The sequence below is a fragment of the Pseudomonas sp. MWU16-30316 genome (genome assembly GCF_020515645.1).
GTDB lineage: Bacteria > Pseudomonadota > Gammaproteobacteria > Pseudomonadales > Pseudomonadaceae > Aquipseudomonas > Aquipseudomonas cerasi.
In genome coordinates this window covers 683,200-697,138 of sequence record NZ_JAIZAZ010000002.1, presented here as the reverse complement: position 1 = coordinate 697,138, position 13,939 = coordinate 683,200, and the positions used below count along the sequence as shown (strand labels likewise).

Genomic DNA, 13,939 nt, shown 5'->3' with positions numbered 1-13,939 from the left:
ATGCCGCGGGGCTCTGATGCAAAGAGTCAGGGATGGGCACACACCCGCAGCCTGTCATTCCGCATCCAGGTTCTGCGCCAGAAAATCCACCAACTCGAGCGGACTTCGGCTATCGATCACCTTGTAGATCAGATCACGCTTACTGCGCGGCAACTTCTTGACCACGCTCTTCGCCGAGGCCCGGACGGCTTCGTCGGTCCCATGGATACGTGCCGCGAGCAGCAGCACAAGCGTGGCGTCAGTGAGGTTCATGGCAAGACCTAAAAAATATGCACCGCAGTGTATCGATTCTTTTCTTTTCCGTACTAGCCCCAAAAAATGATGCCTAGGAGAATCCATATTCCGATTGCCGCACAAAGGGACACGAGCCAAAAAGGACGGGTAAGGGTTGGAAGGGAATGGGCACTCAAGGGTAAGAGCGCTATCCGAAAAGGCTAAAAGGCCACTGACCCAGCCACTTCCCGGAGGTCACGATGCTCAGTCTGTTTCGCCACAAAAGGCAGAAGCCCCCTCCGCCACCGACACACAGCGCCACCGAAGGTTACCTGCCCATCGAGTCGGCCCACAGCTTGTTAGCCGCGGAGCACCGCCGCCAGTTGCTCGATCGCATCTGGCAGTACACCGCCCTCTCCCACTCGCAGTTCATCCAGCTTTATTTAAATCCGATTCATCGCTACGCCGAGCAGGTTCAGCAACTCCCGGCCAGCGAGACGCACCACCATGCGTATCTCGGTGGCATGCTTGACCATGGCTTGGAGCTGGTAGCTTGCAGTTTGAAACTGCGTCAGTCGTATCTACTTCCCACCGGCGCCGCGCCCGAAGACCAAGCCGCCCAGACCGATGCCTGGTCGGCTGGCATCGCCTATGGCGCCCTGCTGCATGACATCGGCAAGATCGCCGTGGACCTGCAGGTCGAACGCCAGGATGGCCGTGTGTGGCATCCTTGGCAGGGTGCCCTGGATCAGCCCTACCGTTTTCGCTACCTCGAAGGCCGCGATTACCACCTGCACGGTGCCGCCGCAGGCTTGCTCTACACCCAGATTCTTGACCGACCTATCCTGGATTGGCTCAGTGGTTTTCCGCCGCTGTGGGCGAGTCTGCTGTATGTCCTGGCGGGTCAGTACGGACGTGCCGGCGTGCTCGGTGAGTTGGTGATGCAGGCCGACCGCGTTTCCGTCGCACAGAACATCGGTGGTAACCCGAGCAAGGCGCTGCAAGCGCCGGTTCATTCGCTGCAACACCAGTTGATCAGCGGACTGCGTCACCTGGTTCAGCACGAGCTGAAACTCAACCAGCCCGGTGCCGCGGGATGGCTGACCCAGGACGCGCTCTGGCTGGTCAGCAAGACGGTCACGGACAAGCTACGAGCCTATCTGCTGTCGCAATCGATTGAAGGTATTCCTTCATCCAACATCGCCGTGTTCGACGAACTGCAATCGCATGGACTGGTCGAATCTACCCCGGAAGGCAAAGCCATCTGGAGCGCCCTTGTCATGCAGGGCGACTGGCAGCAGAGTTTCACTTTTCTGCGCCTTCAGCCGGCTTTGATATGGGGAAGCGAAGATCGACCTGAGGCTTTCAGCGGAACGGTGAGCGTTTCCCTTGATGACAATCAGTCCAATGCTCCCGTATCACCACTCTCCCCTAAGGTAGTCAGTTCAAGGCCAACTCAAGGCCGATCGCAGCCCGACCAAATCACTATTGAAGATGCAGACTACTTAGGATCGTTGCTGGATATGTTCGAGGTAGAGAAGCCGGAGGCCAGCGATGAACCGTCCGAAGTCGCTCTAAAAATATCAAACCCTCCTGTGAAGAACGCTGGTCAGGTTTTCCTGAATTGGGTTAGGGATGGCATCCAGAGCCACAAGCTGATCATCAATGATAGCAAAGCGAAAATCCACACGGTGGGTGGCAGCGTATTTCTGGTGACACCTGGCCTCTTTCAACGCTATGTGAGGGAGTTTCCTGGAGCCTCCCAGAGGACCGATCACGAAAGTGAAGAATGGCGATGGGTGCAGAAGGAGTTCGAAAGTTTAAAACTACATAAAAAAAGAGATAACGGACTAAATATTTGGAGCTGTAAGATTGAAGGACCCAGAAAATCCTCGAAACTTAAAGGATACTTGATTGAAGACACACAAATAATCTTTGACGAGTGCCCAAGTGACAATTTTTACCTGTCACTCGAAAAAGACTAGCTCCTCACACCACCATCACACCAGGCAGTAAAAAGATGTACCTTCCCTACACCGCTAGATCTGCCATGAGAACGACGTGGATAATCGTATCGAACGGAGACACCACGATGTTCAGCTGCAAATAAAGCAGCCGCGATCGCTGCAGGCTTAGTGCCAAGCGGAGCAACTTCGAATGAAGAGCTACAATCCCTCGACCTATAAAGCATCGACAAGACCTCATAGCATGAATATGGATTATTAGCACCAGCATAAAGAATTTCTTCAACCTGCTGATCTAACAGAATTGATGCATTTTCCATCAAAGAATGAGTTTCCCATTCTGTTTTAAATGGAGGGATACCGAAAACAACATTAAACCTCTTTAAAACCTCAGGTTCCGAATCAGCGATTAAATTACGTAAGCGTGCACCTTCGAAACCGACAAAAACAGTAACACTTCCAACGCTATTAGGGTTTATTTGCAAATTTATAAAACCCGGAATAGGATAGTAATCAGACGCATAGCTGTCACTCAACTGGAACTCATGCCTAGTTTTAGAACCACTAGCGCCATTATAAGAGTTCGGCTCAGCATAAAGAAAATAAAAAGTAACTTCTTCTCCAAGCAACAGATATCCTCGAATTATCAGTAACAAGTCAGGAAAATCTAAAGTAGTCGCATCAAAAAGAATATTTTTAGCCGGAAACTCGAGTGCAATATTTTCGACCTCATTCGCCCTCCAGCTTTTTCCACCAATGTGAATTTTATACTCCGAAGCGGCATAGTTTACATTTAGCGTTCTAATTGCAGCTCTAGTCGCTATCGATAGGCAATGGTCGCCTCGTTCATCCACGACCGCGCCGACAAATGCCACATCGTATGATGCACTTTTAAAAGCATCATCCGCACACACTGACACCCAACTAAAATTCATCATACTCAAAACAACTTATAATTTATTCCGACTTCTGTCTCAGTCGGTTCTTCCCATTTATCCACGTAATCCTTGAGAAGAGCTTTAAACTGCTCCCCAGAGCCGACATATAAAGTATTAACCTCGCTAGCAGAGAGTGAAAGCTTGCGCTTCTTTCTATAACTTATTCCAAAATACGGAGCAAAAATCGGGTTCGGAACATAGTCGTTTTGCATGATATCATAATCACTCTTATTTTTAGTATCAGAAGTTTCATACAAAACAGACCACATAAGCCCATCCTTAATTAAAGAAACCACCTCACTATCTAATGCAACTCGTTGGCTATCGTTGATAGAAAAGTGATTTATCTCGGGCTCGCTCTGACTAGGTCGCCGCTGAGCAGACTCGAATATACTACCCAAACGCATAATCATGCTGTGTAGCTTTTTCCCGCTTGTCCCTGCTCGCTCTACCTCATCAAGCAATTTGCTACTTACCGCAAACGCAGCCGATGCCTGAGTTTTTGAGGTTATTACCAGCGCCGACGAATCTGACATCTCGCCATTAGCATTTGCCTCAAGTAAGGTTTTATGACAAAGCTCCTGAAAATACCGCAAGTTAGGTTTCGAAAGCCCACAGAATCTGCCAAATCCGGCATATAATAGACAGTCTTTCTGGGGGAGGCCTTTATACAGATACAGTAAAGATCCGAACAATGTATTCTCAACCCAACCACCCTCTTTACAAAATAGACTTAACGCCCTTGTTTTATCATTTTTTGTTTTTTTCAATTCTTCCAAAATTACCGCAGTCGAGGTTGAGTTCCGACTTAGGATACTAGCGGATACGACGGAAACATCAGGAGTTATCCCTTCAAAAAATTGCTCTATAGGAATACCTTCGTCCCCTCGCTTTACTAGCGCTTTTTTAATAGTAGTAACAATCCTATTTTTCAATGCTTTATCTGAAACAGAAAGATTAGCTACATCTCGAGCAGACATTTGGGGAAAAATTTGTCTGGCTTTTCCCAAGACCGCTGCCTTGTAAACGGCTGTATTTCTGGCTTCAATATGGCCGGGATCAAACAGAGACTCTTTATTAAAATCGCCCAGTGCCAGTTCATATCCTTCGTTCTGTAGCCGTAACAGCATCACCTCTGCGGCTAGCAGATCAAAACCTTGATCACTACGACCCAGCTCTAGTTCAATATTAATAGTTCTGTAGTCATGCGGTTCAATTAACTGTTCCTGTGTACTAGTCAAAAATTCGGAAATTGCATGAGAGCGAACCGAAAAATTAATGCAATATTGGTCATCCGGCTGCTTGACGTAATCGTTAATAATTACCTGTTGCGCAACCTGTAGATTCTCAAACTCATCAACAAAGACCCTAAAGAAGCATCCTTCAAGGCGAGGATCACTTGAGGAGATAGAAGCTATCAAGCTCTTAAATACGCTTTTAAAACTAAACATTATCGGCCGACTAAGAGACGGATTTTGAACCCACAACTCGAACTCGGCGAGCTTCTCCTCTACAAAATCTCGGATATCATAAAAAGTTTCAACACCTTCGCCTAAGTATCGTTTTGCTGCAGCTGGAATACTCGCGCCTCTAATTTCCAACACACCAGACTCCAGTGAAGCATGAGAAATGCTCACCAGACTTTTCTCAAGTTCCCCCAAAACACAAAGGGCAAAATAATAAGAAAAAACAGTGTCCGCATCATCATCTAACCACGCACTTGTTAACAACTTACAAAATCTAATATCAGGCTTCCAGTACAGACCTATAAACTTTAGAGACTGATCAGGAACGCTAGCCCTATTTGCACTAAACACACTGGGATGACACAAATAACGCATTAGCATAGTTTTTCCGCAGCCACGCCCACCTTCAATTTTTACTGCTTTTTTTTCTTTAAAAATACTTAAGGATGAAAAAAAATGTGGAACAATGAATTGACCCCAAACATCATCTGGTAACAGCTCAGCTCTATTGCGCAAAAAAGCATCAACAATATTTTTGTCCATTACTTAGCCCCGATTAATCAGCGGACACCATTGTCCTTTGGATGTCCAGTAGGCAGCGAGCGTGTTGTTCGGTATAGTTCTATTGAAAGCAATCGTCAAGTCCAGATCAAACTCGGATCGCTTTAAAACTACTCCCTTTGACAACAACACATCATTATAATAAAAATCTTTGACATCCTTAATACTATTATATTCATCTCTTCCCCACATTACGCCATTCGGTATTGATGCGAAAAACCCATGGGATCCGGATAAAACTTCTGCACAGTCAAAATTCACAAAAGAATAATCTTTTGTGATTTTATCCACACCCACCGAATGTGCCATAAATGAAAGCAGAATTACGTTACGACTTACAGCCCATTGTTCTACGCCATAGTACTTAAAAAATTTTTCCGCTTGTTTTCCAGTGCCCACAAAATCATCAACCAGCACCAACCACTCAATGTACTTCGGTAATTTGGCCACATCCTCTGGTCGAACCGTTATTCCCTTGTTCACCAATCCATCTTCCCTGAAATTTCTAAGTAACGCTGCACCACTTTTGCCAGGAGTTTTATCAAACCCGCCGTCTACAGAGACAAACCTAATCGGCAAATCAAAGTTACCTTTCTTTAATCCGTTTAAAAAATCATCTACGGTTATCGGCACCTTATATCCCGAGCGCTGTAAAGCAGTTGCCAGCTGCATTTCTAGCATATGCCGCCTCATACTCTTTAGCATGTCAGGAGATCGATATATGAACGCATCAAGAAGATGCGCCGCAAGATAAAGAGCTCGTGGACTTGAGAAGTTGTTCAGCCAGCCCTGCAACTCATAGTGTTTTATTCCAGAGAGAATATTTTTACGGATGAGTAGCTCAACTTTTTGCTTAGTATCACTGAAAAACCGCTCTTTCCCTGGGGGAATTTCAAATGACATTACCTTTCCCTCACTCGCTGTTCCTTTAGACAAACTAGATCTGCACCAGACCCATATAGCCAAAACAATGGATTTCTTATCTATGGAGAAAGTTTGACAATCGCTACGAAACAGCTCTTGCTTTATACATTATTAGCATCCTGTGAAGTATTTCTTTTTTGCCCTTTTGGCTTACGTTCGGGTAAATTCGCAATTTCAGGCTTCAATGCAGAATAAAATTTTTCATAGGCGGCGCGTAGCGTCATTGACTTATAAACATCCTCTTTAGAGCTGAATATTTTATAATACTTACTGAATCTCTTCTTATCCTTTGCATATACCCAAAGCCATTCAGCCTCATAACATACGCCACCTGAGTCATCTCTATTTTTTACGGACCGCTCAAGCAAAAACTTAAACACATAGTTGTTAATTGATCGCACAAAGTTATCAACTATGAATGCAATCTTATCCACATCCTCTGCCAACAACAAGATTGGTTTCTCTAGCGACTTAGTATGTGCTGCCAACCCAAGCCGTATTGCATTTTTTGACCCCAACTTGCCAAATCGATGCACGCAGCAGTGACGAAGCTCACAGACCTTCTTGAACTCTTGAGATGGAAGAATCAATGGGTTTGGGCGATTACCCTTCATCCCTATGAGCTCTTTGAGCGTTTCAAAAACGTTATAAGGACTAGCAAGAGAAAAATCCTCTAGAAGAGCCTCTGGCAGAATTTCTTTTTTATGGTGTAAAGCTGCCGCATACGATACGCTTTTCTCAGAGACTAGTGCCGATATATATTCATCACAATGAATTAATTTTCGTATCAGCGCCCGGATATAACTTTCAGCTGCAGAGACATAACCAAGCAATATCAAATTACCTAGGACTGGACTATAGTCACTAGTAACCAATTTATTTAACTGTTTAGTATTGGTTATGAATAGATCGATTGGTGATAGATTATTATCACTATGGCCAACATCAAACTTACTACTCGTCTCAAATGGTGAGGTTATGGCTTCTAGTTTACATAGCTCAAAAAATTCTTTTGAAGCTATTTCTGTTGCACTTTCCGACGTGGTTGCTCCTTCTGGCAACACACCTCCTAGTTTTCTTCGCAAACTCATCGCTCATCCCTTTGGAAGCTAATCCATAACCATCACAACAACTAGCCTAAGGCTCTCACAGTCACGACAAAAACTCATCAACGTAAAGAAGTACATTACTAATTATTTTATCTGCAGTTTTACGCCCGACCCTGCGCAGTTTCCTTAGCTCAGTCCCAGGATCTTGCATAGAAAGAATATCCCCTACAGTTTTCGCCCCATCTAAACCAGTGATAACTTTACTTTGCCACGATGTCAGCCTTGGAAGATTTGACAACTCTAACGCCATGCATTTATTAAATGTTGATTCGTCAACAAGCAAGCTACCACACTGATGGCAAAAGCGTTGCGTGTCAGTCAATCGGATAGCACTGCACTTTCGACATGGGGGTAAAGTAAGCTGTAATTTCTGAAGTAACTCTTCTCCCAGAAGAGTTTTAGAGGTCCGTCGAACAGGGTGCTTAACGTTTTTACGCCCTATGAAGTCAATGATATGCTGAGGGGAGAACCCATGTGAGCCTTGGCTGAAGACGCGATTTCTTATCAATAAAGCCAAATGTGGAATGTAACGCTCATATGACCTATCCTCTCCGTGAGAGACATTTGGGAGTTTCAAGAGCAAACCGACTTCAACAAGCAGGCTAATCATTCTATTGAATAGAGGATTTTCTTCCTCCTCTATCCCAACAATAATTTGTTTTTGCGTCGTTTTCTTAACGGGAGAGTTAGCGTCTTTTATTAACTCAACGATCCTGTTTAACGTTGCTTCGCCTGTATCGATTATACTTTCCAATCGAGGCAACTTACTTACTAGTGATCTATACTCACTCAGTCGAACGCTTGTATATTTCTCAATGAGCTTATTAAATTTCTGCTGTGAACTTCGAGAACTATCAGAGTGATATTCTCGAAGCATCATCAAGTAGGCTCGAGGTATTCCAAAAGCCGCATATTTTAGAAGTTGAGAGATATCCTCCGGTATTTTCTCATACTCATTGAATCGCTTTTGTGCGATCGCACCCAACACTAAAGCGTAGTTGTCCGCCTCAATAGAAAGCCAAGCATCAACACTTTCAGCCTCATGTGCTACGTGAAACTTCGGGCCATACTCTGTAGTTCCCGGATACACCGATGCCTTTGGGGATATACGGGACGTTTTCAGTGTTCTAACAATATCAAAAAATTCGTAAAGATATTCAGGCGTTAGGGTTATTGCAGCATCATCAAGTAAAACAACTACTCGTTTTCTTTCTAACCATTCAGTCAAAGAATGAAGCGCGCTTGTCACGCCGGAAACACTTATTTTCTCTACCAGAAATTCCAAATCAGATGTAGGTGATAAGCTTTGCTCTAGCCGCTCAACGATGCTTTCTAGGTCTTGTTTTGTAGCAATCAGGATTGAGCTCAAATCGAGTTCTTGATCATCCTCGATATCACACGTCACTTCATGAGCGGCAATAAGTATTTTGGCTAGCACCCAAATATTAAAAAGTGCAATTGCGTTAGGCTTCGACTTTAGCAAGGGCTCGAGCCGAAAATACTTATTGAACGAGACATAAATAGCTAAGGGTAATGACTCATCCCCTTTACATTTAGTCCAAGCATAACGCATTAAATGCGTTTTCCCACAACCGCGGGGACCTACAATCAACTTGGTTCCCCGAGAAATCAGAGCAGTATAAATACTCTTGTAAAAATCGCCATCCTGCACCGTACACGCTAGAAGTTCACTTTCTTCTAGATAATCCGCACGTTCTTCTAAAAAAGACGTAAGCTCTTCAACTTCCAATTGTTGTTTTGCCATTATTTCAAATCCATTTTAAGATGAGCAAGCTGTTTCATGGACATTTGAGCCGCTGCGACACCATAGCTCAACTCAGATATTTTTAACTGTCCGTCTTTCGAACTCACATATTTAAATATTTTTTTTGAGTACTTTTTATCGGAACGAATTATAAATAGGCAATCACTGACAACTGCATATCCTGAAACTACACTAGCTATTTTTTTAAAAAAATTCCGACCAACACGCGCGATCAATATATCCCCAGGACGCGCCACTAGAAACTTAGTAGGATCCAAACTCAGAAGCTCAATGCAACCCGACAACTCATAATTCGAATGTACGCCGCTTAAATCTGTGGTGTGAACAGTCGCGCAGTCCAACTCTCTGACTTGAACGGAGGAGTGCTTTCCTCTTTTGATCTCCGCAATATCTTGCAACTCATGGTGAAAATATGAAGGTCTCGCTCCATGTCGTTGCATCCGTGAGTGATAGCTATAGTCCAATCGATGAACGCCGTCATCCGAGGAAATCGATATTGCCGGAGATAGCTTTCCAGTTTCCAAAATAGTCCGAAGTTCTATTTTTTCACCGATTCTTTCGCAAGAAGCTTTATTGAATATCAATATATGTGTCTGGGCCTCTGTACGCTTGAAAATCTTCCGAGGTAGCTGTATTATTTTTTTTACACAATGCTCTTTTAAAAGAAACTCTCTAAAACTCGAAAATTTTTCCGCAGTAAAAATTCCATCTGGCAATATAACACCCGCCTCACCACCACTTTTTAACATTCTTATCATTTGCGCTAAAAACAATACTTCGGACGAACAAATTTTTGTAATTGAGGAGTATTTGCATATTCCAATCTGCTCAGAAACCTGTTGAAACTCATCCCGCCAATCAGGTTTTATATATGGAGGATTACATACCGCAAGATCTATTGACCCCTCTGTCATCCCGAGAGTACTTGGGAGGTCAAATAGTAATGCATCCCCAACTACATGATACCTATTCTCATTTTCAGAATCAGGAATCTGATGTCTACTTTCAATATCAAGAGAGAATATTTTTGCGTTATTCCAACGTTGAGAAGCAGCGAATGATAGACTGCCCAAACCGCAGCCCAAATCCAATATATTTGTGGCCTTAGCAGTATCCATCAAAGACACTAGCAAACTACTTATGTCGTTTTCTGTATAATATCTACCCAGACTATCTCTAGAAGTAAATGGAACTATATTCATACTTTTTAACATCTCTAGAGTATTTAACGATTTCCGCTATTCGCAATATTGGTTCGACACTGCCTAGGTCGCCTCGCATGCATTGCCTCATTGCAGGGGACCGCCCTCTTAGGCCCGGACACTCAATATTCAGCGCCATAGGGCATCCTGAACGTTACACTCATCGTCCAGCTGGAGGATTCTCCCCCTTTAGGCTAATCATCCCACATCCGTCGCTAACAAAATATCTCCAATCCGAGCCTACTGCTCGTCTGCCCAATGATCCCCATAAGATCAAACACATACACATATCCGGCAGACTCGGATCCCCAAACCTCAAGCCGTCTCCTGACCCACAGCAGGCAAGAGATAGAGAGCAGATTAAGCCAGCCATACTCCTCAACATGCTGAGGAAATTTGACACATTTTTCCCGCACCTCGCACGTAAAACTGGCAGGGACTGAAACGCGGGCGGGTACGGGTAGCGGACATGTGGCGCTATTCGTTAAGGAGGGCCGTGCTTCATGCGACGCGCTGGCCCTGGAAATTCCGGCGGCCGGGGCGCCCCCGTCGATGTGTACATGGTTGGCAACCGGAAAGATGACGCGCGCCTCCAGAGTTGGGCTTCGCATATCGACATCGATTCAGAGAATGGGCTTTGACGATTATGGCCGTCTTACCCTACTGCGCCGCCTCATCAGCTTCCTGCTCGTCAGGCCAGCATTTTGCCTCGGGCTTCCTTCAGATTCGCAGTCACCCGCGACACCCTTGCCTCTGGCTAACACTTCCTCTTGCCAGGTGTGTAGACGACTTGCACCTCCAAGTCACCAGCCTGGCCACGACAGCCAAGCTGGTTGCCCTTGCGCGCAACGCGCCATGGCTGGCGCACCATGAAAAAGCCCATTCTTTTCAGGTTGGGCTAAGTCATTGAAAAATATCTCGGGACGGAGGGATGCGAACTTGCCCCGTAGCACCCCATATTAATCAGCCGACTCACACTGTGCACTACCCGTTGAAATTCGCCCGGTATGCGGCATGTATGTTTCGGGCGTAGGCGGCGGAACGCCAACCTCTAGCGCATCTAATAAGTCCGCCCAATACTGCATCATCCTACGTCTCGGCTCGACGTATTCTGCATGATTGTATGCAGCCCGAATTTGGTTGGTATCAGCGTGTGAGAGCTGCGCCTCAATCCACTCTTCTACAAAGCCAACCTCGTTGAGCGCCGTTGAGATGGTGGCCCTGATGCCATGCCCGGTGAGCCTTCCTTTGTAACCCATCCGGCTGATTGCGGTGTTAAGGGTATTTTCACTGATCATTTCCTGCGGTTCGTACCGGTGAACCAGCAGATACCGCGCACCACGCGCTCTTAACTGCATTAGCCGCTGCACAATTGCAATTGCTTGAATAGACAGAGGAATCACATAAGGTGGGATCTCATTCCCCTGTGTTCGAACACGACTCCGGAGCTGCTTCACACCCTCCGGCGGCACCAGCCAAATCCCCTTGTCGAGATCGAATTGGCCTGGGGTCGCAGCCCGCAGCTCTCCTGTACGCACCCCTGTCAGCAGCAATAGCCGAATACCAAGCCGTGTCGCTTCTGCACACCCATAGTGGGTAACGGTCCTGAGCAGTCCTGGAAGTTCATTTACCTGGAGGAAGGGATTATGGCGAACTGGCCGCGGCGTCTCGGCGACGATATCAAGATCTGCTGCTGGGTTCACATCAACTAACCCTTCCGCCATGGCAAAACGAAAGATCTGGTTGAGCCAGGTGCGCACCTTTCGCGCAGAGACCAGCGCCCCTCTGCGCTCAATTCGCCTAATGAGCTCCAGCACGTCACCACGAGAAATATCTGAGATCGGAAGATCGCCCAAACACGGCAGCATGTCCTTCTTGAGGTATTTGCTCGCTTGCCCTGCACTGCCCTTCTTACTTTTCGTCAGCTTTTTACTTCGGAACTCATGCCAGCGACCAGCAACCGCTTCAAACGTGTTTTTGGCGGCGTGAGAGGCTTTTTGGCGCTCGGCGCGACGATGTGAGCGGGGATCGATATTGTTGGCCACCAGCGCACGTGCAGCCTCTCTCCGCTGGCGAGCCTCCTTGAGACTGACGTCGGGATAGATGCCAAGGGAAATACGCAATTGCTTGTCATTCCAATAGAAACGGAAATGCCAGCGCTTCGAACCCGTCGTGGGCACTTGCAGAGATAAGCCATCCCCATCAGTTAACGTATAAGGCTTGCTGGCGGGCTTGGCTTGCTTTATCGCTGTATCTGTCAGAGCCATCAGACACCTCCTTTTGCATCAAGGAGAGGAATACAACCCAGCGGTAGACGGACCAATACGAAAATTGATGCGCAAGGAATCGTAAAAGGCTGTGCCAGCGGTGTACTTAAATGTGTACTTAAAAACCGTGGCTGGAGATGGATTCCAGTGGAATTCAGGAAACGAAAAAAGCGGCTCAAGGCTGCTATCTCCGTGGCTTCCAGGCGTTCAGTGGGCCTTAGTGGAAGCAAATATGGCGCAGCGGACGGGACTCGAACCCGCGACCCCCGGCGTGACAGGCCGGTATTCTAACCGACTGAACTACCGCTGCGCGTAACACTAAAAGCGAGTTTGGTGGGTGATGACGGGATCGAACCGCCGACCCGCTGCTTGTAAGGCAGCTGCTCTCCCAGCTGAGCTAATCACCCTTCACTCTCGGTGTGGCGCGCATTCTACGGAGCGACCTGTACTCTGGCAAGCACTTTTTCAAATAATTTTTATAATCCTTCCAAAGGCTTACAAACGCTCTGTACAGGGTTGGCCCCAGCGGCTGAGGAGCGAATAATGCCCGCCTTTGTATAGAAAGAGAGATTCACCTCATGTGGTTCAAAAACCTGCTTGTCTATCGCCTGACCCAGGACGTGCCTTTTGATGCCGAAGCGCTGGAGACAGCACTGGCGACCAAGCCGGCGCGCGCCTGCGCCAGCCAGGAGGTAGCCACCTATGGTTTCGTCGCTCCTTTCGGCAAGGGCGAAGACGCTCCATTGGTACACATCAGTCAGGACTTCATGCTGATCGCCGCACGCAAGGAAGAACGCATTCTGCCGGGCAGCGTCGTGCGTGACGCGCTCAAGGAAAAGGTCGACGAGATCGAAGCCGAGCAGATGCGCAAGGTCTACAAGAAGGAACGTGATCAGCTCAAGGATGAAATCATCCAGGCGTTCCTGCCGCGCGCCTTTATCCGCCGCTCCGCCACCTTCGCCGCCATCGCGCCGAAACAGGGCCTGATCCTGGTCAATGCCTCCAGCCCGAAACGCGCCGAAGACCTGTTGTCCACTCTGCGCGAAGTCATCGGCTCGCTGCCGGTACGTCCGCTGACGGTCAAGGTTTCACCGAGTGCGACCATGACCGACTGGGTCAAGACCCAGAAAGCAGCCGACAACTTCTTCGTGCTGGACGAGTGCGAGCTGCGCGACACCCATGAAGATGGCGGTATCGTGCGCTGCAAGCGTCAGGACCTGACCGGCGACGAAATCCAGCTGCACCTGAGCACAGGCAAGGTCGTGACCCAGCTGTCGCTGGCCTGGCAGGACAAATTGTCGTTCGTGCTGGACGATAAACTGGTGGTCAAGCGTCTGAAGTTCGAGGACCTGCTGCAGGATCAGGCCGAACAGGACGGTGGTGACGAAGCGTTGGGGCAACTGGACGCCAGCTTCACGCTGATGATGCTGACCTTCGGCGAGTTCCTGCCGGAGCTGTTCGAGGCACTGGGCGGCGAAGAGATTCCGCAAGGCATCTGATACGCGCTTT

General features: G+C 47.2%; 10 protein-coding genes and 2 tRNA genes. 2 read left to right on the top strand and 10 right to left on the bottom strand.

The genetic code is table 11. The features are described 5' to 3' along the window. Window positions 1-54: 54 nt before the first annotated feature. Window positions 55-252, bottom strand: a complete 198-nt coding sequence (locus LCH65_RS09950) for a hypothetical protein (RefSeq protein WP_007901093.1) — start codon at window positions 250-252, stop codon at window positions 55-57. Between the two features lie 221 nt (window positions 253-473). On the opposite strand from LCH65_RS09950, the gene mobH reads away from it, so the two are divergent. Continuing rightward, window positions 474-2,198, top strand: coding sequence for a MobH family relaxase (gene mobH, locus LCH65_RS09945; protein ID WP_226439319.1), 1,725 nt, complete (start codon window positions 474-476; stop codon window positions 2,196-2,198). On the opposite strand, the gene LCH65_RS09940 is transcribed toward mobH, so the two are convergent. From LCH65_RS09940 to LCH65_RS09900, 9 genes are all read right to left on the bottom strand, one after another. Then, window positions 2,195-3,115 (bottom strand): hypothetical protein, encoded by a 921-nt coding sequence (locus tag LCH65_RS09940; RefSeq protein WP_226439318.1) that lies wholly within the window; start codon window positions 3,113-3,115, stop codon window positions 2,195-2,197. The genes mobH and LCH65_RS09940 overlap by 4 nt on opposite strands. A 2-nt stretch (window positions 3,116-3,117) precedes the next feature. After that, on the bottom strand, window positions 3,118-5,124 hold the full coding sequence (locus LCH65_RS09935; protein WP_226439317.1) for a hypothetical protein: 2,007 nt from the start codon (window positions 5,122-5,124) through the stop codon (window positions 3,118-3,120). Between the two features lie 3 nt (window positions 5,125-5,127). Continuing rightward, window positions 5,128-6,045 (bottom strand): hypothetical protein, encoded by a 918-nt coding sequence (locus LCH65_RS09930; protein ID WP_226439316.1) that lies wholly within the window; start codon window positions 6,043-6,045, stop codon window positions 5,128-5,130. 122 nt (window positions 6,046-6,167) lie between these two features. Further along, the gene (locus tag LCH65_RS09925; protein ID WP_226439315.1) at window positions 6,168-7,157 is read right to left on the bottom strand and encodes a hypothetical protein; all 990 of its coding nucleotides are present in this window, start codon (window positions 7,155-7,157) and stop codon (window positions 6,168-6,170) included. Between the two features lie 61 nt (window positions 7,158-7,218). Beyond that, entirely contained in the window at window positions 7,219-8,940 is a 1,722-nt protein-coding gene (locus LCH65_RS09920; RefSeq protein WP_226439314.1) for a zinc ribbon domain-containing protein, read from the bottom strand. Continuing rightward, a complete protein-coding gene (locus LCH65_RS09915) occupies window positions 8,940-10,163 on the bottom strand; it encodes an N-6 DNA methylase (RefSeq protein ID WP_226439313.1) in 1,224 nt (407 codons plus the stop codon). Before LCH65_RS09915 ends, LCH65_RS09920 begins: the two co-directional genes overlap by 1 nt. Window positions 10,164-11,122: 959 nt before the next feature. Then, entirely contained in the window at window positions 11,123-12,430 is a 1,308-nt protein-coding gene (locus tag LCH65_RS09910) for an integrase arm-type DNA-binding domain-containing protein (RefSeq protein WP_226439312.1), read from the bottom strand. Window positions 12,431-12,663: 233 nt separating this feature from the next. Then, window positions 12,664-12,740, bottom strand: a tRNA-Asp gene (locus LCH65_RS09905). A 21-nt stretch (window positions 12,741-12,761) separates the two neighbouring features. Beyond that, window positions 12,762-12,837, bottom strand: a tRNA-Val gene (locus LCH65_RS09900). A 171-nt stretch (window positions 12,838-13,008) separates the two neighbouring features. On the opposite strand from LCH65_RS09900, the gene rdgC reads away from it, so the two are divergent. Beyond that, complete coding sequence (gene rdgC, locus LCH65_RS09895) at window positions 13,009-13,929, top strand: recombination-associated protein RdgC (protein ID WP_003317427.1); 921 nt, start codon at window positions 13,009-13,011, stop codon at window positions 13,927-13,929. Window positions 13,930-13,939: the final 10 nt, after the last annotated feature.

Excerpts from the sequence above, each read along its gene's own strand:
- LCH65_RS09920 (WP_226439314.1), bottom strand. The coding sequence starts at position 8,940 with ATGGCAAAACAACAATTGGAAGTTGAAGAGCTTACGTCTTTTTTAGAA.
- LCH65_RS09915 (WP_226439313.1), bottom strand. The coding sequence starts at position 10,163 with ATGAATATAGTTCCATTTACTTCTAGAGATAGTCTGGGTAGATATTAT.
- LCH65_RS09925 (WP_226439315.1), bottom strand. The coding sequence starts at position 7,157 with ATGAGTTTGCGAAGAAAACTAGGAGGTGTGTTGCCAGAAGGAGCAACC.
- LCH65_RS09935 (WP_226439317.1), bottom strand. The coding sequence starts at position 5,124 with ATGGACAAAAATATTGTTGATGCTTTTTTGCGCAATAGAGCTGAGCTG.
- LCH65_RS09910 (WP_226439312.1), bottom strand. The coding sequence starts at position 12,430 with ATGGCTCTGACAGATACAGCGATAAAGCAAGCCAAGCCCGCCAGCAAG.
- rdgC (WP_003317427.1), top strand. The coding sequence starts at position 13,009 with ATGTGGTTCAAAAACCTGCTTGTCTATCGCCTGACCCAGGACGTGCCT.
- LCH65_RS09930 (WP_226439316.1), bottom strand. The coding sequence starts at position 6,045 with ATGTCATTTGAAATTCCCCCAGGGAAAGAGCGGTTTTTCAGTGATACT.
- LCH65_RS09940 (WP_226439318.1), bottom strand. The coding sequence starts at position 3,115 with ATGATGAATTTTAGTTGGGTGTCAGTGTGTGCGGATGATGCTTTTAAA.
- LCH65_RS09950 (WP_007901093.1), bottom strand. The coding sequence starts at position 252 with ATGAACCTCACTGACGCCACGCTTGTGCTGCTGCTCGCGGCACGTATC.
- mobH (WP_226439319.1), top strand. The coding sequence starts at position 474 with ATGCTCAGTCTGTTTCGCCACAAAAGGCAGAAGCCCCCTCCGCCACCG.